Origin of the sequence: Synechococcus sp. W65.1 (assembly GCF_047461615.1) — a bacterium.
Lineage (GTDB): Bacteria > Cyanobacteriota > Cyanobacteriia > Thermostichales > Thermostichaceae > Thermostichus.
In genome coordinates, this window is the sequence record NZ_JANSHI010000001.1 from 62,024 (window position 1) to 83,788 (window position 21,765).

Annotated in this window: 19 protein-coding genes; 8 read left to right on the forward strand and 11 right to left on the reverse strand. The window is 59.3% G+C overall.

The features are described 5' to 3' along the window. Window positions 1–17: 17 nt before the first annotated feature. On the reverse strand, window positions 18–542 hold the full coding sequence (ilvN, locus tag NW806_RS00315; RefSeq protein WP_414405579.1) for an acetolactate synthase small subunit: 525 nt from the start codon (window positions 540–542) through the stop codon (window positions 18–20). Window positions 543–656: 114 nt separating this feature from the next. Beyond that, window positions 657–1,706: a tetratricopeptide repeat protein gene (locus tag NW806_RS00320; protein ID WP_414409590.1), complete on the reverse strand. Its 1,050-nt coding sequence runs from the start codon at window positions 1,704–1,706 to the stop codon at window positions 657–659. A 459-nt stretch (window positions 1,707–2,165) separates the two neighbouring features. On the opposite strand from NW806_RS00320, the gene NW806_RS00325 reads away from it, so the two are divergent. Further along, window positions 2,166–4,028 carry a peptidoglycan D,D-transpeptidase FtsI family protein gene (locus NW806_RS00325; RefSeq protein WP_414409591.1) on the forward strand — a complete coding sequence of 621 codons (1,863 nt, stop codon included), beginning with the start codon at window positions 2,166–2,168 and terminating at the stop codon, window positions 4,026–4,028. 13 nt (window positions 4,029–4,041) lie between these two features. On the opposite strand, the gene NW806_RS00330 is transcribed toward NW806_RS00325, so the two are convergent. From NW806_RS00330 to NW806_RS00340, 3 genes are all read right to left on the reverse strand, one after another. Beyond that, on the reverse strand, window positions 4,042–5,265 hold the full coding sequence (locus NW806_RS00330) for a glycosyltransferase (RefSeq protein ID WP_414409592.1): 1,224 nt from the start codon (window positions 5,263–5,265) through the stop codon (window positions 4,042–4,044). A 636-nt stretch (window positions 5,266–5,901) separates the two neighbouring features. Beyond that, a complete protein-coding gene (locus NW806_RS00335; RefSeq protein ID WP_414405532.1) occupies window positions 5,902–6,351 on the reverse strand; it encodes a sulfocyanin-like copper-binding protein in 450 nt (149 codons plus the stop codon). A 72-nt stretch (window positions 6,352–6,423) separates the two neighbouring features. Continuing rightward, window positions 6,424–7,101 carry a 4'-phosphopantetheinyl transferase family protein gene (locus NW806_RS00340; protein ID WP_414409593.1) on the reverse strand — a complete coding sequence of 226 codons (678 nt, stop codon included), beginning with the start codon at window positions 7,099–7,101 and terminating at the stop codon, window positions 6,424–6,426. A 139-nt stretch (window positions 7,102–7,240) separates the two neighbouring features. On the opposite strand from NW806_RS00340, the gene NW806_RS00345 reads away from it, so the two are divergent. Further along, a complete protein-coding gene (locus NW806_RS00345) occupies window positions 7,241–8,584 on the forward strand; it encodes an LCP family protein (RefSeq protein ID WP_414409594.1) in 1,344 nt (447 codons plus the stop codon). A 164-nt stretch (window positions 8,585–8,748) separates the two neighbouring features. Beyond that, window positions 8,749–10,608: a molecular chaperone HtpG gene (gene htpG / locus NW806_RS00350; RefSeq protein ID WP_414409595.1), complete on the forward strand. Its 1,860-nt coding sequence runs from the start codon at window positions 8,749–8,751 to the stop codon at window positions 10,606–10,608. On the opposite strand, the gene ribH is transcribed toward htpG, so the two are convergent. After that, window positions 10,602–11,180, reverse strand: a complete 579-nt coding sequence (gene ribH, locus NW806_RS00355) for a 6,7-dimethyl-8-ribityllumazine synthase (protein ID WP_414393477.1) — start codon at window positions 11,178–11,180, stop codon at window positions 10,602–10,604. The genes htpG and ribH overlap by 7 nt on opposite strands. 151 nt (window positions 11,181–11,331) lie before the next feature. After that, window positions 11,332–12,381, reverse strand: a complete 1,050-nt coding sequence (locus tag NW806_RS00360) for an alpha/beta fold hydrolase (protein WP_414409596.1) — start codon at window positions 12,379–12,381, stop codon at window positions 11,332–11,334. A gap of 141 nt (window positions 12,382–12,522) precedes the next feature. Between NW806_RS00360 and NW806_RS00365 the strand changes: the two genes are divergently transcribed. Continuing rightward, entirely contained in the window at window positions 12,523–13,149 is a 627-nt protein-coding gene (locus NW806_RS00365; RefSeq protein WP_414409597.1) for a cobalt-precorrin-8X methylmutase, read from the forward strand. A 107-nt stretch (window positions 13,150–13,256) separates the two neighbouring features. Beyond that, window positions 13,257–14,492, forward strand: a complete 1,236-nt coding sequence (gene cbiE / locus NW806_RS00370; RefSeq protein WP_414409598.1) for a precorrin-6y C5,15-methyltransferase (decarboxylating) subunit CbiE — start codon at window positions 13,257–13,259, stop codon at window positions 14,490–14,492. A gap of 35 nt (window positions 14,493–14,527) precedes the next feature. Here the strand turns inward: cbiE and NW806_RS00375 are convergent, their stop codons facing one another. Both NW806_RS00375 and NW806_RS00380 read right to left on the reverse strand, forming a co-directional pair. Beyond that, window positions 14,528–16,879, reverse strand: a complete 2,352-nt coding sequence (locus tag NW806_RS00375) for an AAA family ATPase (RefSeq protein ID WP_414409599.1) — start codon at window positions 16,877–16,879, stop codon at window positions 14,528–14,530. A 172-nt stretch (window positions 16,880–17,051) separates the two neighbouring features. Beyond that, window positions 17,052–17,648, reverse strand: a complete 597-nt coding sequence (locus NW806_RS00380) for an NYN domain-containing protein (RefSeq protein ID WP_414393469.1) — start codon at window positions 17,646–17,648, stop codon at window positions 17,052–17,054. 182 nt (window positions 17,649–17,830) lie between these two features. Between NW806_RS00380 and sfsA the strand changes: the two genes are divergently transcribed. From sfsA to msrA, 3 genes are all read left to right on the forward strand, one after another. After that, window positions 17,831–18,550, forward strand: coding sequence for a DNA/RNA nuclease SfsA (gene sfsA / locus NW806_RS00385; protein ID WP_414409600.1), 720 nt, complete (start codon window positions 17,831–17,833; stop codon window positions 18,548–18,550). Window positions 18,551–18,564: 14 nt separating this feature from the next. Further along, a complete protein-coding gene (xth, locus tag NW806_RS00390) occupies window positions 18,565–19,350 on the forward strand; it encodes an exodeoxyribonuclease III (RefSeq protein WP_414409601.1) in 786 nt (261 codons plus the stop codon). 81 nt (window positions 19,351–19,431) lie between these two features. After that, the gene (gene msrA / locus NW806_RS00395) at window positions 19,432–20,106 is read left to right on the forward strand and encodes a peptide-methionine (S)-S-oxide reductase MsrA (RefSeq protein ID WP_414409715.1); all 675 of its coding nucleotides are present in this window, start codon (window positions 19,432–19,434) and stop codon (window positions 20,104–20,106) included. Between the two features lie 13 nt (window positions 20,107–20,119). Here the strand turns inward: msrA and cysW are convergent, their stop codons facing one another. Then, the gene (gene cysW, locus NW806_RS00400) at window positions 20,120–20,959 is read right to left on the reverse strand and encodes a sulfate ABC transporter permease subunit CysW (RefSeq protein ID WP_011429375.1); all 840 of its coding nucleotides are present in this window, start codon (window positions 20,957–20,959) and stop codon (window positions 20,120–20,122) included. Beyond that, window positions 20,949–21,761 carry a sulfate ABC transporter permease subunit CysT gene (gene cysT / locus NW806_RS00405; RefSeq protein ID WP_414409602.1) on the reverse strand — a complete coding sequence of 271 codons (813 nt, stop codon included), beginning with the start codon at window positions 21,759–21,761 and terminating at the stop codon, window positions 20,949–20,951. The genes cysW and cysT overlap by 11 nt, the downstream gene beginning before the upstream one ends. Window positions 21,762–21,765 lie beyond the last annotated feature (4 nt).

Consider the following 21,765-nt stretch of genomic DNA (forward strand, 5'->3'; position numbering starts at 1 on the left):
CAGCTTGGCCAAGTCTGTTAGACCATAGCAGCGTTGGGATGCTGCTTTAGGTATTCGGTATTAACTCCCGACTCGCGGGTGAGCGCCACTAGACCCGTGCGGGCAATCTCGCGAATGCCAAAGCTAGTCAACATTTTGATGATGGCCGCCATTTTGCCCGGATCCCCGGTGACTTCCAAAGTTAAAGACTCTTCCGCCACATCGACGATGCGGGCCCGGAACATCTGCGCCACGTCCATGATGGCAGAGCGAGTTTCGATGCTGGCATTGACCTTGACCAGCATCAGCTCCCGTTCTACACAGGGGACGTGGGTAATATCCGTTACTTTCAGAACCTCGATGAGCTTGTAGAGCTGCTTGGTTAGCTGCTCCACATCGTGCTCGTCTCCCTGCACCACCATGGTGATGCGGGAGATCCCAGGCCGTTCAGTAGGGCCAACGGTGAGGCTGTCGATATTGAAGCCCCGGCGGGCAAACATGCCGGCAATGCGGGTTAAGACGCCGGGCTGATCCTGCACAAGAGCGCTAAGGGTATGTCTCACGGCAACCGCAGAGGAGAGTGGCTGGAAGTAGGCGATGGCCTTGTACAAATCTTACGCCAATTCCGCAGCTGCCAGGAGGGATCCTCGAGCCTTGCCGAATTGAACTCAGCCGTGCTAAGGATCTCCCTCTTCATCCTGGAGTTGGCGCAAAGCGCGCTGCACCTGCTCTTGCAGAACCCGGTTGTGGCGCTGGCGGCCAAGGTGCAAGGCGGCTTGCCAGCTGGCAATGGCGGTCTTGAGGTCTCCCATATTCCGGTAGGCCAGTCCCCTCGCGTAGAGGCCGTACTCGTCGGCAAGGTCAAGGGGAATGCCGCTGGCCTCCAGGCGAAAGGCCTGGTCATAGTCGTCGAGGGCTGCCCTAAGCTCCCCCAGCTCGTAGAGCAGATTGCCCCTGAGGTAGAGAGCGCAGGGCTGGCCGGGCTCTGCCTCTAGGCTACAGCTGAGGTCGGCAATCGCTTCGAGGTAGCGATCGGCCCAGGCGTAGGCGATCCCCCGCCGGTAGTAATGGGCTGGGCAGGGATCCCAGCGGATGGCCTGGGACCAGTCGGCTACAGCCGCCTCCCACTCCCCCAGGTAGCCGTACACCTGAGCACGGCAGGTATAGGCGGGCGCCCAGGTGGGATCCCGCGCAACTGCCTCATCCAAGTGAGCCAGCGCTGAAGGTAGGGATCCCTGCTGCAGGTACAGCTCAGCTAGGCGGAGATGGTAAGTAGGGCTGGGATGCAGCTGTACTAGCTTGGTCAACTCGGCGGTTGTCCCCTGCAGATCCCCTCGCGCTTGGTAAATGAGGCTGCGGTAGAAACAGGGTTCCGAGCGACGGGGGATCAACTGGGCAGCCTGGTCGAAGTCTTCCAGGGCCTGGGCAAGCTGACCCAGTTCGAGGCGGATCTGTCCCCGCAGGAGGTAGGCGTTGGCTAGACGGGGATCCCGTTGCAGCGCCAGGGTAAGCTGCTGCAGGGCCCCTAGCAGATCCCGGTTGAGCCACCGTTCGCGAGCGCGGTTGTAGGCCAAGATGGCCGGGCGAGTAAAGGCAGAAATCGCCGCTGCGCTGGCCAGGCCCATCACCGCCAAGAGGCGATCCTGGTGCCAACTGGCCAGGCTCCCCAGCAGCAAGGCAGCGGCAACCCCAAGGCGCAGGCCAGCAGAGGTGTAGGCTTTGAGCATGGTATTCCGCCGCCCTGAAAGACCTGCGAAACGATAACAATGCGAAACGATAACAAAATTTATGGCAGGGCATTGCTTGCCGCGTTTCTGCCTTCTTCCTGCTTCCACGACCTGTAGCTGGTAGTAACTCTACACCTACCAGCCGGCTAGGGGGGTCTCCACAGACGTCACTTCCTGTCGAGCTGACGGGAGTTGCCCCTTGCTCTTGATGCCAACCTTAGCTTAGGCAAAATACCTACCGAAGAGAGGTAGCTGCCGGCCCACTAGCTCAGCTACTCCACGTTAAGTCAGAAGATTTGTTGGCAACGCTGTCCAGTGTGCCACAAAAGTAGCAAAGTGCTCCGCACCCGTGTTGCAAACGAGAGCCCCCTGGCCTAATCCCGACACCCGCCCGGTAAAACGCTGGCCAGAGGAGGAGATGGGCGTCAAACTGACGGTGGTATCTACCCAAAGGCAGCAGTGGAAGACAAGTCGAGGACTGGCTTGGGCCGGCAGCCTTTACAGAATAGCCAGAGCAGCCGGCAACTTGCCCGCTGGCGCCGCCACCGAGCTAAGGAACGGCAGCTGGCGTGGCTTTGGGAGGATCGGATCCCGACGGCCCGACAACTGGACTTTCGCCTTGCGACGGTGGGCTTGGCTTTGGCCGCCGCTTTCTTGGGAGCGGGGGCGCGTTTGGTTTACTTGCAACACTACCAAGGGCCAACCCTACAGCAGCGGGCCGAGGCTCAGCAGCGGGCCCACCTCCGACCCTTCCTCCCTCGCCGTTCGATCGTGGATCGCCACTCCGTAGCTCGGCAGCAGGCGGAGCTGTTGGCCGTAGATCGCCCTGCCTATACCCTTTGGGCCCATCCCCGCCTTTTTGGCAGGCGCACTCCGCAGGAGATTGCCACGGCTCTAGCCCCTCTGCTGCGGCGGCCAGTTGAGCAATTGACCCAGCAGTTGTCGGCTAACCATGCGGTGCGGCTGGAGCGCTGGCTGGCGCCAGAAGTGGCGGAGCAAATTCAGGCTCTGTACCTGGACGGCCTGGAGCTGGTGAGCGAGCGGCAGCGGGTTTATCCCCAAAAGGAGATGGCTGCCGAGGTGGTGGGCTATGTGGATTTAGACCACCGCGGCCAGGCAGGAGTGGAATATTCTCAACAGGCACTGCTGGAGCGGACAGTTCAGCCAGTTACCATTCCCCGAGATGGCTACGGCCAGTTGTTGGCTGCCGAGGTGCCGGAAAGGCTGCTGCAATCCGGCGAGACGGTGCTGCAACTGACCTTAGACATGCGCCTGCAGCGGGCTGCCCGCGCTGCTTTGAAAGCCCAGATGGAACGGTTTCAGGCGCTGCGGGGCACGGTGATTGTTTTGCAGCCCCACACTGGCGAGATCCTCGCCTTGGTGAGCGAGCCCACCTACGATCCCAACCGCTACTTCGAGTACGACCCTGCCCTTTTTCGCAACTGGGCCGTTACAGACTTGTACGAGCCGGGATCCACCTTCAAGCCTATCAACATCGCCATTGGGCTCGATGCCGGGGCCTTCACCGCCAACGAGCGGGTTTACGACGCAGGGCGGATCTGGATTGGCCGCTGGCCCATCCAAAACCACGACTACCGCCAGCGGGGTGCCCATGGCTGGCTAAGCGTTACCGAGATTCTGCGCCTGTCCAGCAACGTGGGTATGGTGCACCTGATGCAAAAGCTGGATCCCCGCCAGTACCACCATGCCCTCCTACGGCTGGGATTGAACGAGCGCAGCGGTGTCGATCTGCCCTTCGAGCCGCCCAGCCGCCTGAAGCCCCTGCGGCAATTTGTAACCGTGCCAGTGGAGCGGGCCACCGTCGCCTTTGGCCAGGGATTGGCCCTCACTCCTCTGCAGCTAGCCACCTTGCACTGCATCATCGCCAACGGCGGGTTAAAGGTGCGGCCCCATGTGGTGCGCGGCCTAGTGGAGAGGGATACCGACACCCTGGTTTGGGGCCCCTCCCGGCCAGCGCCAGTGCGGGTGCTCTCGGAAGAGGCCACGCTGGCAGTGCGCATCCAGATGCGGGATGTGGTGGACTTTGGCACTGGGCAGTCGGCCAAGATCGAGGGGTATGAGATTGGCGGTAAAACGGGCACAGCCCAGAAAGTTGGGCCGCAAGGGGGCTACTTGCCCGGCAAGCGCATCACCAGTTTTGTGGCCTATTTCCCAGCCCTTCGTCCTCAGTATGTGATTTTGGCTGTGATCGACGAGCCAAAGGGGGAAGATGCCTTTGGATCGACGACAGCAGCTCCCGTGGTTCGCTCGGTGATCCAGGAGATCATTGCCCTAGAAGGGATCCGCCCCAATTCCCCATAGGAAAAGGCTGGGATCAGGACTGGCTGCCATGGGCATCTGACCTTGGTGCTGCCACCCGCCAGCTCAGTTTAGCGTTGAGATAAAAGTTCCAAAATACAACAATACCAATTGCGATCAAGTTAGCGAGCAAATAGTGAATGCCCAGGCGCTCGCTTAGCAAGATCAACAACAAAGAGTTGAGCAGCAGGCCAATCAAACAAATGACATTAAACTTGACCAGTCGCTGCAGACGATTCCAGAGGCCTGGCTGTAGCCGAGTGACATGGCGAAAGGTCCAGAGGTCGTTCCAGAGGAAGTTATTGAGGATGGCCACCTCAGAGGCGATAAGTTTGCTGATAGCCAGATCCCACCCTAAGTTGTTGGGATCGTGGAACAGATACAGCAACGTCATATCCACAAACGTACCGGACAGTCCAACCATGCTGAAGCGCAAAAAGGATCCCACTTGACCTAGCGAAAAGCGCAGCGCAATGAGGTGGTGGAGATACTGGAGGCAGGTTTGCAGTTGGATTTTGCTCTCACCGTTTTGGCGCTCCTGAAAGATGTAGCCGACTTCAGCAATGGTCCTCACCCGGCCCCGCGCCAGCACCTCAACTAGCAGCTTGTAGCCTTTGGGGCTGAGCGGGATCCCGGCAATAGCCTGGCGTCTAACTAGAAACAACCCGCTGAGAGGATCCGACACCCGCCTAAAAACCCCAGGAAGTAGCATCAGCCCAATCCACTGGGCCCCCCGGGAGACGAGGCGCCGGCCCAGGTTCCAGTGGCTCACTCCCCCCGACTCCGCGTAGCGGCTGCCCACCACCAGGTCTACTCCCTCTTGAATGGCAGGCCACAGCTTGAGAACAATCTCCGGCGGGTGCTGCAAGTCCCCATCCATCACCCCCAGGACCTCGCCGCGGGCTGCTTGCCATCCCCGCAACACCGCCGTGGCCAGCCCCCGTTCGTGGTCTCGGCAGATAACCTGCAGTTGGGGAAATTCCTCTTGCAGTTCCTGGGCCACTTTGGCGGTGTAATCGGGGCTATTGTCATCCACCACGATCAGCTCGTAGGCCCCAGGTAGGATTTTGTCCAGATGGGCACACAACTGCCGGATCAGGCTGCAGATGCTGGAGGCCTCGTTGTAGGTGGGAACAACCAGCGATAGCTGGACAGAGGTGGGCTGAGAGAGCGGCGGGATTTGAATAGGGACTGTCGAAGCTTGCGGATGGTTGGACGAAGTAAGAGTTCCCTGAGGCATTCAGCAGGCCATCCAAAAAACATCGAGGAGAATCCTAAGCAGGAGCGCGGAAACACCGCTCCGCGCCACCAAAGCGCTAATCCCCTATCCTATCGGGGGATAACCCCCAGAGCTAGACAGTTCCCCACATGCCCAGCTTGCCTAGGAAGATCCCGTCGAAGGGAGCGGGATCTAGGCCGCGGCAGAGTTGGGCTCTCGCAAGCCTCGATGAGCGTTTGTTTGGCCTGCCAGTCGAGGAGGAGCTGCGCCATGGCTAAGCCGCCAAGGGGTTGCAGAGGGCCCTCTGCCCCGTTGCTATCTGCGGGCGGTAGTTGGCGCAGGTAGAGCTGGGTGGGCAGAGAGAGCAACTGAACCGAAACGTAGGGCAGGGGGCCGGCCTCTTGCCAACCGCCTCCACTGCAGGGGCGATAAACGTTTGCGGCGAGCGGCTGCCAACCGTCAACTGTGGCTCGTTGTAGCAGCAGATCCCGTGGACAGCTGTGAAGGGGAGCTGCTCAGAAAGAGAGGGCTGGGCTTTGCGAGCAGACGCCGCCTGCGGTTGTTGCATCCAGCGTCGCACTCTAGGCAGGAGAGGATTGTTCATCATTTGCTCGGCAACGTCTTTCTCTCCTTTAACCGGCCAGCCCAGGGAGCCGCCTAGTCGCCAATGGTGATCTGGCCAATCATGCCGGCTTCTGCGTGACCAGGGATGGTGCAAGCCAGAGAGTAGACCCCAGATTTGAGGGGGATAAACTGCCACTCCACCGACGCGCCCGGCTTGAGCTCAATTTCTCGGACCTGCCCTTTAATTTCCACGCCAGCCACTTCCAGTTTGCGTGTCCAAACAGCATCGGCAAAGTCCTTGGCGCTGAAGTAGTGCTTCAATTGGCTGGGGTTGCTCAAGCGCAATCGGTAGAGGTTGCCATTGCGAAAAAAGAGCTCCTTAGGCGCAAATACCAACTGGTTGTCAACCGTGCCCAGCTCGACTGCCCTGTCCTGGGGCGTTTGCCGCGACAGATCCCGTCCCCACGCCGGCCAGGAGATCCCGCTGCTCAACATCCACAGACAAAAGCTCACTAGCAGGAGATAGCGCAGCCCACGCAGCATACCCAACAGGGAAACTCCGCCTGGAAACCTAAGATAGCAATTCACGAAAAACGGGGCAGGCAACCCCCAACTTTAGCCAGGGGGTACTTGACCAAGCCGCACAGTTGGGGGCGCCTCTTCGGCTGTTCCCCTCTCCCATTCCACCGCTACCGCTGCAACGTAGCCATCGGCAACCCCCAGAGGCAAGGTTAGCCAGCCGGGATCCCTGGCCAACCTTTTGGCACCAGCCAGGCCCACACCCATGGCTTTTAGGAGGGCCTCTCTTTGGGTCCACATCTGCAAAAAAACCGCATCTCGCTCTGGCGGTGGGCAGGCTAGGAGGTAAGCTTGCTCGGCAGCAGAAAAGTAGCGGCGGGCAATGCGCTGCCAGCGGGGCACGGGTCGGATCTGCTCCAAGTCCACGCCAATTCGACGGTGCAGCGCCAAGCCAACCAGGATCCACTGGTGGGAGTGGCTGAGGTTAAACTGCAGCGGTAGAGGTGGATCCCGCCAGTAGGGCTTACCGTTAGCCGTGCGGTCGAGGGAGATGGCTTGAGGCGGAATGCCGCTATAGTGGCTAAGCAAAGTTCGCAGCAACAAGCGGCCAGCCAGAAAACGGCGCCGATCCCCCACCAGTTGCAATTGCCCCGCCCGCTGCCGTTCCTCGAGGGAGAGCAGCTCAAGCCGAGGAAGCAACACCTCCAGAGGGGGCACTGCCTGTAGCCACAGGTGGATCTCCGGCTTTTCCAGCTCCACCAGCGGCTGCCGCAATCTTACCCTTCCACCCTCTTGAGACCTAGACAGCTCGAGAGGTTGCGAATGGGGTAACATGGCCTTGAGCTGGCGTGGTTGGCAACACCACCTAGACAGTACTTCCTTTAGACGTGTTCCCAAGGCCCGGCTCGAGCTAATGTCTTCCTTTCACTACCCACCCCGCCCCGGCCCTGTTCGCGCTGCTCGACAACAGGCCATTTGCCAAGGGATCCTCTGGCTGTTGCTGGGCTTTACGGCTATTTTGTCCGGCTCCGCTGGGGCCTTCCTGGCGGCCATACTGCCCCGCCCGATCCTTCCTCCTTCTCTAAGTGCTGAGGAACAGGCAGCCTTTCGACCGGATGCCCTGCGCGCTGCTGCTCTAGATCGATCCTTGCACATCCTCATTCTGGGCCTCGACAGGCCAGATCCCGCCCTCTCGGGAACAGGGGATCAGGACCGCTTCAACACCCGCTCTGATACCATTCTTCTGGCCCGCTTTGACCCCCAGGCGCGGCGGATTACCGTGTTGTCGATCCCCCGCGACACCCGCGTGCGCCTGCCCGGCTTCGGCGTGGCCAAGATCAACGCCGCCAACGTGGTGGGAGGCCCCGCCCTAACAGCTCAGGTGGTAAGCCAGTTGCTGGGCGGGATCCCGATTGACCGCTACGTCCGCCTCAATACCGAAGCCCTGGAAGCGCTGATTGACGCGGTGGGTGGCGTAGAGGTCTACGTGCCGGAGCCCATGCACTACGTGGATCGTACGCAGCAGTTGTTCATTACCCTACAACCCGGCTGGCACCGCCTCAACGGCAAACAGGCCCACCACTTTGCCCGCTTTCGCCACGACCAGCTGGGGTTAGGAGATATTGGCCGGGTGCAACGGCAACAGGAGCTGCTGCGGGCCCTCAGCCGGGAACTGCTCTCCCCCGCCGTCTGGCCGCGCATCCCAAAGGTTTTGCAGGTTGTCCGCACCCACTTGGATACCAACCTCACCTGGGCAGAAGTCTTGAGCTTGGCCAAATTCCTTCTCACCTACGGCGGGGATCGCATGGATCTGGTGCTGTTGCCGGGCCGCTTCAGCCAGGCGGGAGAATTTGCCACCAGCTACTGGCTGCCGGATCTGGCCGGGATCCGCCGTGTGGCCGCCACCCATTTTGGCCTAGAGGCGGAAGTGACCCCCATCCCGCCGCAACACCTGCGCATAGCCGTGCAAAACGCTACCGGCAAGCCGGGGATGGCCCGCCGCATGGTGCAAGAACTGGTTAGACAGGGCTATGCCCAAGCTTTTGCCGTCGAGGATAGCCCCCAGGTGTTGCCGCGCACCGAGATCCTTGCCCAAAGTGGGGACCGGGAGGGGGCTAGGCAGGTTCGCGCTGCCATTGGGCTAGGAGAGGTGCGGGTGGAGTCCACGGGAGTTCTCAACTCCGACGTCACCATTCGCCTAGGTCGAGATTGGGCGGAGCAGCTTACCCTCGGTAGGAACCAAGCTCAGAGCCTCTAGGGCCAGCTGGTTTGAGTGCAGATTTATTGCCCTGCTGCCCTAAACGGCAGAGCACAAGGCCGCTCTACTGGGGCCTACGAAGGTCATGCATAGTAGTGGGCAAGGCTTGAGGCTCAGTCTTCTTGGTAAATTGGAACTAAGCTGGTTCGAGTGACAAGCTACCTATGGCCGTCTTGGAGCAAGGAGCCATCACTGTCCACACGGAGAACATTTTTCCCATCATCAAGCAGTTTCTCTACTCGGATCGCGAGATCTTTTTGCGGGAGCTGATCTCTAACGCTGCTGACGCTATTGCCAAGCTGAAAATGGCCAAGCTGGCCGGCGAAGTGACGGAGCCTCCAGAACCAGAGATTGTTATTGCGCTCAACAAAGAGGCAAAGACTCTCTCCGTAAGCGACACTGGCATCGGCATGACTGCCGAAGAGGTGAAAAAATATATCAACCAAGTGGCCTTTTCCAGCGCTGAAGAGTTTATTCAAAAGTACAAAGACAAGGGTGCTGACCAGGTGATCATCGGCCACTTTGGCCTAGGTTTTTATTCTTCCTTTATGGTGGCGCAGCGGGTGGAGATCGACACCCTTTCCTACCAGCCCGGCAGCAACCCTGTGAAATGGTCCTGTGACGGCAGCCCCAATTTTACCCTCTCGGATTCCCAGCGCTCTGCTATCGGCACCACCGTCACGCTGTACCTAACCCCCGATAGCGAGGAGTACCTGGATCCAAGTCGCATCCGCGAATTGGTGCGCAAGTACTGCGATTTTATTCCCGTTCCCATCAAGCTCAATGGAGAAGTCATCAACCGGCAAAAGCCCCTCTGGAAGATTTCTCCCTCAGAGCTCAAAGACGAGGACTACCTGGAGTTTTACCGCTACCTGTATCCCTTCCAGGAAGATCCCCACTTCTGGGTTCACATCAACACGGACTATCCTTTCATTGTGCAAGGGATCCTTTACTTCCCCAAACTGCGCCCGGACATCGATCCCACCAAGGGCCAAGTTAAACTGTTTTGCAACCAAGTTTTTGTCCAGGATAACTGCGAGGAAGTTATCCCTAAGTTCCTCCTGCCCCTTCGCGGTGCCATCGACAGCCCTGATATTCCTCTCAACGTCTCCCGCAGTTTCCTACAGAACGACCGCACTGTCAGGCGCATTGGGGATCACATAGCCAAAAAGGTGGCGGATCGCCTCAACGAGCTCTACCGAGAAGACTACGAAAAGTACGTCAGGGTCTGGCCCGATATCAGCCTATTTATGAAGTTTGGGGCAATGAATAGCGACAAATTCTTTGCCCAGATTAAGGACATTCTCATCTTCCGAGTGGCCGGATCCCCTGCCGACAAACCCGAGTACGTGACCCTCAAGGAATACCTAGAGCGCACGCGAGAGAAACAGAACAAGCGGGTTTACTACGCCACGGACGAGGCAGCCCAGAGCGCCTACATTGACCTGCACCGCTCCCAGGGCCTAGAAGTCATCATGCTAGATAGCTGGATCGACAGCCATTTCAGCAGCTTCCTGGAGCGAGAGTATCGCGAAGAGGGGATCCAATTTAAGCGGGTGGACTCGGAGTTGGATGAAGCCCTGATCAACAAAGACAAAGCTGCTGAGCTTGTCGACCCCCTAACTCAGAAAACCCGTAGTGAAAAGCTAGTAGATCTTTTCCGTCAGGCGCTGGGGAAAGAAAAGCTGCAGATCAAGGCTGAGGCCCTTAAGTCCGAGTCTGTGCCGGCGATGATCCTGCTGCCGGAAACCCTGCGGCGCTTGCAGGAGCTCAATGCCATCCTGCAACAGAAGCCGATGGAGTTTTTGGAAGAACACACCTTAGTGGTCAACACTGCCCATCCCCTCATTCAGAACCTGCAAGCTTTAGCCGAGGAGGGCCGGGATCCGGAGCTGGTCAATCTTATCTGCAACCACATCTATGACCTAGCGCTGATTACCCAGAAAAGCTTCGACCCAGCAGCGGCGCGGGCTTTCGTGCAGCGCTCTAACGAGGTGCTGACGCGGCTTACCCGCCGTCAGTAGGCAGCACTCTCCCAGCTTGCCCCTGCTTGCAGGGCTTCTGCTGCCCCAGGCAAGGGGGGACGAGGGCCAGCGCCGTTTCTACTTTCTTGGAGAAGGGGAGCCACTTGACGCATGAGCGTAGCCATCTCCAGGGCGCTCATGGCGTACTCCCAGCCTTTGTTGTTTTTGATCCCGGCTCGCTCCAGCGCCTGCTGCAGGGTGTCCGCCGTGAGGATCCCGAAAATGACCGGCACGCCAGTGCGAAAGCCTGCTGCCGCGATCCCCTTGGCCACCTCTGCCGACACATAGTCAAAGTGGGGGGTCTGCCCTCGGATCACCGCCCCCAGGCAGATGATGGCATCGTAGCGGCGGGACTGGGCCAGTTGGTGGGCCACCAGCGGCACCTCAAAGCTGCCAGGCACCCAGTAGTAGTCCACCTGGCGACTCTCGGGGCTGACATCCAGGCCATGCCGCCTCAGAGCATCCTGGCACCCCTCCAACAACTTGCCCACAATCAAATCGTTAAACCGACTGATGACGATAGCTAGACGCAGATCGCCTGTCTGCGTAAAATTCCCCTCGTAAACTGCCATCTTGCTGCTCCAGGAAAAGGAAGCGGCCTCCTCTAGGCTACAAAGCTGCACTCTTCCATCCTGACATACTTCTTGCCATCCCACTTTCAGGAGGATAGTTCTGCAGCTGCCCATCGAGCAGCAAGATTGACATCCTCCCCCAGTGATCTAGCTAGGCCAGGAAGGGATCCCTGGCCGGACGGCGCGGCAGTCTGGTACATGTCTCCAGGCTGGCGGCCCACTCGCCGAGGAGGGTGTTGACCCAGTGAGGCAGCTCGTCGTGGGCGCAGTGACCCACCCCCGGTAGCTTCACCAACGTAAGAGCTGGCTGCCAGCGCTTGAACTGATCCGCCAAAAAGCTAGGTACCGCCGGATCTTCTTGACCCCAGAGGAGGAGAATGGGCATTTTGAGGGTGGGCAGGAGGCGCTTGGGGCTATCGAAGGGGCGGCAGAGGATGGCCCTGAGGCTGTCCAAGAACACGTGGGCTGCTCCTGGCTCAAAAGCTGGCGTTTGGAAGATCTGCACCAGCTCATCGTCCACTTGCTCATCGCGCTTGTAGACGTTCTTGATCCAAGCCCGCAGCACCTTAGTCTGTCGCAGCCAATTAAAGAGGTGAGGGCCCAGCAGCGCCAGGATCCCTTCGCAGAAAGCTCGCACTAGGGCGTCCCAGGGAGGGGGCAGTTCTTCTGGATGGGGTCCGTCGGCGCAGCTAATCAAGCATAGGCCCCTCACCATCTGGGGATAGCGGGCAGCCGCAATCACCCCCACCAACCCGCCAAGGGAGTGGCCAACCAGGATCACAGGCTGGCGGATGTGGACGCGCCAAAACTCGTACACCTGCTCCACCCAGAGATCGACGCTGTAGGCGATCTCCGGCTTGGCGCTCTTGCCAAATCCCAGCAAGTCAAGGGCGTAGACAGGGCGCTGGGATCCTAGAGGGACGATGTTGTGGCGCCAGTGGCCGACGGAGGCGCCAAAGCCGTGGATTAAAAGAGCCGGCGCTGCCACCAAGTTTACCTGGCCTGCAGGAGTTTGGGCGCGACTAGGAGTGTAGGTGAAGTGAACCGGCCAGCCGCGCCAAAGCCAGGTTTGAGAGTGGCCGTAGCGAGGCAGGCCCGAGAGGGGATCCCTGCTGTCGACTAGATGGAACGGGGGAGACAGGGATCCGGGCACAGAGGGAGTAGAAAGGGAGCTGGGTGTGTGCAAGGAAGGAGTAAACAAGCCCACCTCCATCAGAATAGACCAATCGCAGCGGCTTCTTCGGAGCGTCTAGAGTGGACTAACGGGGCGTTTTGGGGACTAGAGGTTCCGCCCAGCTTCCGCCCGCCAGCAGTCTTCGCTTGAGCTCTACTTGCAGATTCGATGAGCGAGAAAACCGACGAGACGGCCTGGATAGACCCGATTACAGCAGCCAGCTTTCGCCAGATTGACCAAGAGATCGGCCCCCACCCCTGGCAGGGGATCCCCTATGAGATCGTGCGCCGCGCTATCCACGCCACGGCCGACTTCGAGCTCCGGGATCGCTTTGTGTTCAGCCCCACGGCGGTTGAGGCGGGGCTGGCAGCTCTGCGGCAAAAACGGCCAGTGGTGGTGGATGTGAGGATGGTAGCCGCCGGGATCCAAGCTGGTCTGCAGGCCCAGGGGATTCCGCTCCACTGCGCCTTGGACTGGGTGGAAGAGCCCCTCGAGGTGGGGCAAACCCGCACCGCTCAAGGGATGATCAAGGTGGCCCGCCGTCACCCGGAGGCAATCTTTGTTGTCGGCAACGCGCCCACAGCCCTGCTGGCGCTGGTGGAAGAGATTCGGGCGCAGCGGGTCCGGCCCAGCCTGGTGATTGGGGTGCCGGTGGGCTTTGTGGCAGTAGAAGAGGCAAAGCAAGCCTTGGCCCAGACAGAGGTTCCCCAGATTCGGGTGGAGGGCCGTAAAGGGGGATCCCCGGTGGCTGCCGCCATTGTCAATGCCCTGCTGCTGGCTGCCCGCCGGGACTAGAATTGGGGACGAGCTGGGAAGGCCATCCAGGAATCTCGCCGCGATAGAAATGCAGGAAACCCCATACGCCAGTACACCCGCCTGTCGAACGCTAGATGGCGAGCCAGTTGCCTCAGCTTGCAGTTGTAGGGGTAGCCGGAGATGGCTCGGTGGCTTCCTGGGGGATCCCACCCCTTTCGCAGGCCAAAGTCCTGGCCGGGCCTCCTAGCCTACTCCAGCACTTTGCTGACCATCCAGCCCGCAAGATCCCGCTGACCGGGTCAGTGGAAAGTTGGATCCCGCTTCTGCAGCAGGAGCTAGCGCAGGGATCTCTGGTCTTGTTGGCCAGCGGGGATCCCCTGTTTTTCGGGATTGGGCGCCTGCTGACCCAGTATTTCCCGAGGGAGCAGTTGGCTTTTTATCCCCAGGTGAGCTCGGTACAGTTGGCCCTCAACCGCCTACAGATCCCCTGGCAGGAGGCCACTATCCTCAGCCTACATGGGCGGGGAATGGAGCAGTTGGAACCCGTTCTCAAACAGGGATCCCCTGTGATTGTAGTGCTCACCGATCCAGAGCACACACCAGCCAGCTTGGCCCAGTTCATTGCCGACCTGCGGCTGCCAGTGCGCTACCAGGCCTGGGTATGCAGCCAACTGGGATCCCCCCAGGAGCAGATCGTGCCCCTGCAGGAAGGGGAGAACTCTGCCTTCCCCAGCCCTAACCTGGTGGTGCTGCGGCGCGTTGAGCCGGAACCGGATCCCAGCCGCTGGCCTTTGGTTGGGATCCCGGACGACCAGTTCCACACCTTTCCCGACCAGCCCGGCCTAATCACCAAGCAGCCCATCCGCCTCCTCACCCTGGGAGCCTTGCAATTGCCGCGACAGGGGGTGGTGTGGGATATCGGGGCTGGCACGGGCTCAGTGGCCGTGGAGATCGCCCGCCTCTCTTCCCAGCTCCAGGTCTATGCCATCGAGCGCAACGCCATGGGCATTTGTCTCATCCAGCGCAACCGCCAACGCTTTGGTCTGGAAAACCTGCAGGTAATCCCAGGGGCAGCGCCTCAGGTGCTGGCTGACCTGCCGGATCCGGATCGGGTGTTGCTGGGAGGGGGTGGAAAGGGGATCCCCCAGCTCCTGCCCACAGTGGCGCCCCGCCTACGGCCTGGAGGGATCCTGGTGGCCAACTTCGCCACCCTAGAAACCTGCAGCGAAACCCTGCAGTGGCTGCGCTCACAGGGCTGGCAGGTGCGAGTGGAACATGTCCAGATCTCCCGCTCCACGGCCTTGGCTGAGGGCACTCGCTTTTCCCCCCTTAACCCCGTTTACCTGCTGCAAGCAATCCCTTCCACCTCGAAGTTCCACTAAGCCCTCAACTGAATGGGAGAGAGTTCAGGGAAGGCTTAGGCACGGCCTAGGATCCAGGCGATAAGGGGGGGATCCCTATGCTCAAGATAGTACCGAACGGCTGAGGTCAGGTCCAGCTCCAAGTCGCGGTTTTGGATGTCGGTGATCATTCTGTACATCAGCTCCAGGTGAATGCGATCCTCTTTGGTGAGCAGCTTATACTTGCCATTAGGGCTGTTGTTGAGGGCAGCCAAGGCCGCTTGGGTGGCAGTAGCTGTTGGAGAAGGAGGCTTGAGGCGGGCGTCCCGCAGCAAGAGAAACTGAAGCCCAGGGTGAGCAATCACCAATTGGTTGAAGTTATTGACCTGCCAATACATGCTGCCAGCAGCCACTTGGATAAAGGCAATCACCCGCTTTTGGCTGGGGAAATAGAGGTGATCTGGAAGCTTGCGTTTGCCCAGCTTCAGGGCACTCATGGGGACAGGATGGATCCCTTGCAGGGCATTGACGATGGTGCGCAATTTGCCGATATCAGCTGTGCTGTCGATGATCGCCTCTTGAGGATAGGCGGCGCGGAGCTGAGCCTCAGTGGTGCGGAGATAGGGATCCAGCGTCTCAACAAGATCGGCAGATCGGCTGGGATCCCGAAGGGGTGGAGATAGAACGATGGAGGGGCCGTGGGCAGGCAGAAGGGGGATGAGCAGTTGTTTGAGGGTTTGCAGCTCAGTCTCGAGGCGCTGGACGCGGGCGGCTAGATTGCTGGCAGTGGGTACAACTTGCACCTGGGGAGGGAGAGGGATCCCGTTGATGTAGTGGCGGTAGTAGGCTGAGGCTCGGTTGAGAATGGCGCGGATGGAGGGTTGGCTGAGGATATCGCTGAGGTCATCGGCGGTAAAGAGAGCTTGGAGGTGGATCCCTGAAGGCAGGCGGCTCTGGAGAAGGGCTTGAAGCTGGGGAAGAGAGGGGAGATCTAGGGAGAGGACGGTTTGGGAGAGGCGATCGACGGTGGCCCGGTCAAATTGGGTTTGGAAATGTTGCCAACGGTCGGGGAACAGATTGAGGATAAACAGACTGTTGGGGATACGGGTAAAAAGCTCTTTCAGGGCATCGCCAAAGTTGAGAAGGATATCTCGATTTTCCTCTCGGCCCAGAGCCTCCAATTGGTCGAAGACAATGATCAGGGGCTGGTCGAGCAGCGAAAGCCTGCCGATGACTTTCATCCCTTCTAGGGCAAAGGTGTTGCGATCCAGATCTGCACTCCAAGGGGGCAACCCAATCAAGTTGGTTTCTTCAGGATCCAGGTCGGTACCGCTGAGCCAGCGGATGATCTGGTGACGGCGGTTGGGATCCCTGTAGCTGCAGTATTTGATGATGCCCTTGAGAATGTTTTCGGTGGAACCGGTAAGGAAGTTTTGCTCTGCCCACCAGCGCAGAACCAGTTTTTCAATGGCTTGCCATTGCTGACGACGACGCTCGCTGCCTTCTGCTCCTAGGCGATGAAAGAGATTAAGGGGATCCGCAGTGAGAATAGAGAGAAGCTCCTCATTTTTTTGAAGTTTGGGGGAAGTTTTCAAGATTTCCACAAAGCTTTTGGCAACGAGATAATCAAGCTGAGTATGGTGACGAGCATCAACTTGTTCTCGCAGGGATTCCAGGGTGTGGCTGTAGATGTGGTGATAGATGTTGTCGGGATGGGTGGGCTGAGGGATAAACAGGAGACGGTTGTGGCGCAGCAGGTTTTGGGCCACCCGCATGATTAGGTGAGTCTTGCCGGATCCAGGTTCCCCCAGTAGGACAACGCCCCGGCTCTGGTGGTTGGGATCCCGTTGAATGTCCTGGAGAACGGCTGTGAGTTGCTGGTACTGAGACTGATAGATGGTAGCCTCGTCGGGGTAACTCTGAAAGGGATTGTCAACTCTACTGCTGGCAAAGGGGTTGGGAATATTCTGAGCTTTGAGCTGAGCGTGGGTGAGGTGGCGATAGAGGTGATAGGTAAAAAGAGCATCGTAGCTGGCGTCGTGGGCCAGTTTGGAGTTGAAATAGCCGCTCTCCAGTTGGATACCAAGATGTTTGCTAAGATACTCTAGACTGTAGCTGGGGAGGTTGGGGAAACATTCCTTGGCAGCTAGCCAAGTGCAAAAAACGGGGTTAGGAAGCCACTCTTGGTTAGCTTGCTCAAAGGCTTGTTTAAGGATTTTTAGGTCGTGCTCTGCGCGGTGGAAAACGAGGGTTTTACCTTGGGCCAAACGCCGCAGGTCTGCAACAATCTGGGCTAAAGGCTTGGGCTGGGGGTGGCCAGGCGAGTATTCCTGGGTATGGGCGTGGTAAACAAGCTTACCGCTGCTGTCGACAATGGCAATCTCTTCGAGGTTAGGGTTGCCCTCGGTGTCAATAACCAAGTAGCTCATGGAAAGGGAGGTTCTGGAGCACTAATGAGCCAAAAGTACCACTGTAACTTTCTTTCTAAATGGACAGGGGGTCTAGGAGGTAACCTAGCTTCCCAGCAGAGGGGCTAGGAAGCCAGGCGGGCATTTGCCTAGAATGGCAGGAGGGCTGGGAAGTGGTGGGCCTCCTAGGGCTCTAGCCCTCGTCCTCCTCGTCGTTGCTAACCCCCCCTCGGTAGAGGTAAGAAGAACGATTGGTTTTCTTGATGTAGTCCTTGATGGACTCCAGGTCGATGTAGCGATCCGCCAAGTTGATGAGCTGATCGCTGGTCATGGAGCGCAGGCTAACCACCTCTACCCGTGCTCCCTGGTAGCTGACAGCATTGACGGCATAGGCCAAGTCCCCGTCTCCGCTTACCAGCACCGCTGTCTCATACCAGCGCACCAGCGACAACATGTCCACGGCAATCTCCACATCTAGGTTGGCCCGCTTGGATCCATCGGGGAGTTGGGTCAGCTCTTTGGTAACCACACGGAAGCCATTGCGGCGCATCCAGAGCAAAAACCCCTGCTGCTTTTCGTTGTTGCGGTCGACGCCGGTGTAGAAAAAGGAGCGCAGAAGGGGAGAACGGCCGGTGAGCGTCTTCAGGAGGCGGGTGTAGTCAATCTCAATGCCCATCTGCAGGGCAGCGTAGAAGAGGTTGGCCCCGTCAATGAAGATGGCTACGCGCCCGCGGTTGTCCTGAAAAGGCTCCGGAAGCTGAAAGCCAGGGTCAGGGTCAAGACGCAACATTCGAGTTTTCTTCTCCAAGTTTTGGCCAAGGGATAGAAAAGGTAGGATATTAAAATCAGGGGAGCAAGGCATCGGCCCATGAGAGCCCTAGCTTACGCCATTACCCTAGCGTAGAAGATCGCTCCCCCCTGGAAGACTTCCAAAATCCTAAAGAAAAATACTTAGCTGGAGGGCACTTGCAGATGCCTGGGCAGGAGGGCCCGCTACCCTATCGTTTCCCCATTCCCCTACTCAAAGGCGTGTTGCGCGGCCGCTGCAAGCGCTTCTTTGCCGAGGTGGAGCTGGAAAATGGGCAACAGGTAACTGCCCACTGCCCCAACACCGGCCCGATGACGGGAGTTTGCCAGGTGGGGGCACCCGTTTGCCTCTCCTATCACCCCGATCCCAGGCGCAAGCTGGCCTACACCTGGGAGATGATCCAAGTGGGGGAGGTGTGGGTAGGGATCAACACTGGCCTACCCAATCGCCTAGTGGAATGGGGGCTGCAGCAGGGCTGGTTCCCCCAACTGGCTCAGTTTTCCCGCTGGCGGCGGGAAGTGGTCTGGGGCAAAAGCAGGGTGGACTTTCTTTTGGAGGGGCCGGGCGGCTGTGCCTACCTGGAGGTTAAAAATACAACCTGGGCTGTTGGCTCCTGTGCCCTTTTTCCCGATACCGTGACGACTCGCGGTCAAAAACACCTGGAAGACTTGATGGAGATCCGCCGACAGGGTCAGCGGGCTCTGCTGCTGTATTGGATTAACCGCGCCGATTGCACCGAGTTTGCCCCCGGAGCAGAACGGGATCCCCGCTATGCCCGTCTGTTTCACCAGGCCCTGCAGGCGGGGGTTGAGGTGCTGCCCTACCGGGTCGAGGTTTCGCCGCAAGGGATCCGCCCCCTGGGCCTAGCTAAGCTTGTGGCTTGAGAGAACCTTCTGGGATGCGAGTAGCCACCTGGAATGTCAACTCCATCCGCAGCCGCCTGCCCCAGGTTTTGGCCTGGCTGGACAAGCAGGGATCCCTGGATGTGCTCTGCCTGCAGGAGACCAAGGTGGTGGATGCGGAGTTTCCCCGTGCCCCCTTCGAGGAGCGGGGCTTTCATGTGGAGGTGTACGGGCAGAAAGCCTACAACGGCGTTGCCCTCATCAGCCGGGAGGTGCCGGAAAAGGTGGAGCGGGGCTTTGCTGCCCTGCTGCCGGCAGCCGCAGAGCTGGATGAGCAAAAGCGGCTTATTGGCGGCCTCTACCACGGCATCCGCATCCTCAACCTCTACGTGCCCAATGGCGAGGCGGTGGGATCTGACAAGTACGCCTACAAGTTGCGCTGGCTGGCCTGCCTGAAAGACTACCTCCAGGTGGCCCTCGACCAGGGGCAGCCTATTCTGCTCTGTGGCGACTTCAACATCGCCCCGGAAGATCGGGATATCTGCGATCCCGGCAAAGCCGGAGAAATCATGGCCTCTGAGCCGGAGCGGCAGGCCCTACGGGAGATCCTGGCTTTGGGCTTTGAGGATGCCTTTCGCAAGTTTAACCCGGACCCTGGGCATTTTAGCTGGTGGGACTACCGGGCCGGGGGGTTCCAGAAGAATCGGGGCTGGCGCATTGACCACCTCTACCTTTCCCCCCTGCTTCAGGACAAAGCTACGGCTTGCTGGATCGACGTCGAGCCGCGGCGGGCAGAAAAGCCCAGCGACCATGCCCCTGTGGTTGTGGAGCTGGCAGTCTAAAACCCTAAGCTGCTCCCTTGAGACAACAGCGGCTATCTACGCTAGGCTGGTAGACGTTAACGAATGTATCGGGCTGCCGCCATGGCGCTCTTTGGTTTCGGCAAACTGAGCAAGAAACTGACCCTGCCCACCCCGGAGGAGGCTTTGCCGGGCCGCTCCGAGCCAATGGCAATCGTTAACCGGCACTACGTCAAGGGCACGCCCCTGAAGCCCCCTTTTCCCGAGGGGATGGAGCTAGCCATGTTTGGCATGGGCTGCTTCTGGGGAGCGGAGCGCAGGTTTTGGCAGTTGCCTGGGGTGTATACCACTGCAGTGGGCTATGCGGGCGGGTATACTCCCAACCCCACCTATGAAGAGGTCTGCACCGGCTTAACTGGCCACAACGAGGTGGTGCGGGTGGTTTACGATCCCAGCCAGATTAGCTACCTCCAGCTCTTGAAAGTGTTTTGGGAAAACCACAATCCCACCCAGGGGATGCGCCAGGGCAATGATGTGGGCACTCAGTATCGCTCCGGCATCTACGTCTATTCCCAGACCCAGCGGGAGCTGGCGGAAAAAACCCGCGACCTCTACCAGCAAGTCCTGAGCGCCCATGGCTACGGCCCCATCACTACTGAGATCCTGGAGGCTCCAGAGTTCTACTACGCCGAAGACTACCACCAGCAGTACCTCGCCAAAAACCCGCGCGGCTACTGCGGCCTGGGGGGAACTGGGGTACCGCTGCCGGAGCTCCTCACCCCCGACCTTGCTCCCTAGAGAGAGAGGGAACCTAAAAGATGCGGCGGGAAGGGGATCCCCGCTCCAGCAGCTCCCTGGCCACTAGGGTCACCACCGCCAGCAAAGAAAGCACCACCGCGGCTGCATAGGCTGATCCTGTGGCATAGCTGCGATAGGCATCTTCCACAAACAGAGGCAGGGTTTGGGTGCGCCCAACGATGTTGCCCGAGACCACCGCCACAGCGCCAAACTCCCCCATGGCGCGGGCATTGGTGAGGATGACTCCATACAAGAGGCCCCAGCGGATGTTGGGCAGGGTAATCCGCCAGAAGACCTGCCAGGAATTGGCCCCCAGAGTTTTGGCGGCTTCTTCTTCCTCGGTGCCGGCCTCTTCCAACACCGGCAATACTTCCCGCACCACAAAGGGCAAGGTGATGAAAGCCGTGGCCAGCACAATGCCTGGAAACGCAAAAATGACCCGCAGGTTCCAGGATCCCAGCCAACCTTGACGGCCAAAGATCAGCACCAGCATCAGGCCGGCTACTACCGGCGAAATGGAAAAGGGCAGGTCAATGAGGCTAAGCAGCAAGGCCCGCCCTGGAAAGCGGCGGCGTGCTAGCGCTATGGCAGCGCAGAGGCCAAAAAGAGTATTGAGAGGCACGACAACCAGGGCAGTTAGCAAAGTCAAGCGGGCTGCGCTGAGAAACTCTCGCTCCCCCAGGTGCTGAAAAAAACTGGGGATCCCTTCCCGCAACGCCTGGTAGAAGACATTCACCAGGGGGATCCCGATGAGCAGCCCCACATAGAGCAAGACGATCCCAATCAGCAGGCCAGCCAGCCAAGGGTTGGCGGGTGGCTTCCCTTGAACCTCGGCAACTCCCTTAGGTCTCATGGCGACTTGCCCAGCCTTGCAGAAGGTTAATCACCGCCAGCGACAGGAAGGAGATCACCAGCATCACCGTCCCAATCACCGTGGCGCCGGCGTAGTCGTACTGTTCCAGTCTTTGGATGACCAGCACCGCTGCAATCAAATCCTGGAAGGGAATGCTGGCGGCAATAATGACGATGGAGCCATACTCACCGACAGCGCGAGAAAACCCCAGCGCCACCCCCGTTAGGATAGACGGCAGAATTTGCGGCAGCACCACTCGGCGAAAGGTCTGCCAGCGGGAGGCGCCCAAGCTCCAGGCGGCTTCTTCCACATCCGGTTCCAGTTCCTGCAGCACCGGCTGCACGGTTCGCACCACAAAGGGAAAAGAGATAAACAGCATTGCTACCCCCACCCCCCAGCGGGTAAAGGCAATGCGGATTCCCAAGGGAGCCAGCAGGGATCCTATCCAGCCGTTGCTGCTGTAGACGGTCGCCAGGGTGAGGCCGGCCACAGCCGTGGGCAGGGCAAAGGGCAGATCAATCAACCCCTCGAGGAGCTTTTTCCCAGGGAAGGCGTAGCGCACCAACACCCAGGCGGTCAGAGTGCCCATCACACCGTTCACTAAGGCCGCCAGCAAGGCGGTTACAAAAGTAACCTCATAGGCAGAGAGGGCCAGGGGATCGGTGGCAATTCGCCAAAACTCTGCCCAACCCAAGGTGCTGGCCTTGGCAACCAAGGCAGCTAGTGGCAAGACCAACATCAGGAAGAGATAGCCCAGGGTCAGCCACCATGGCCAAGACACTGGAAACACCGCCTGCAGCAAGGTT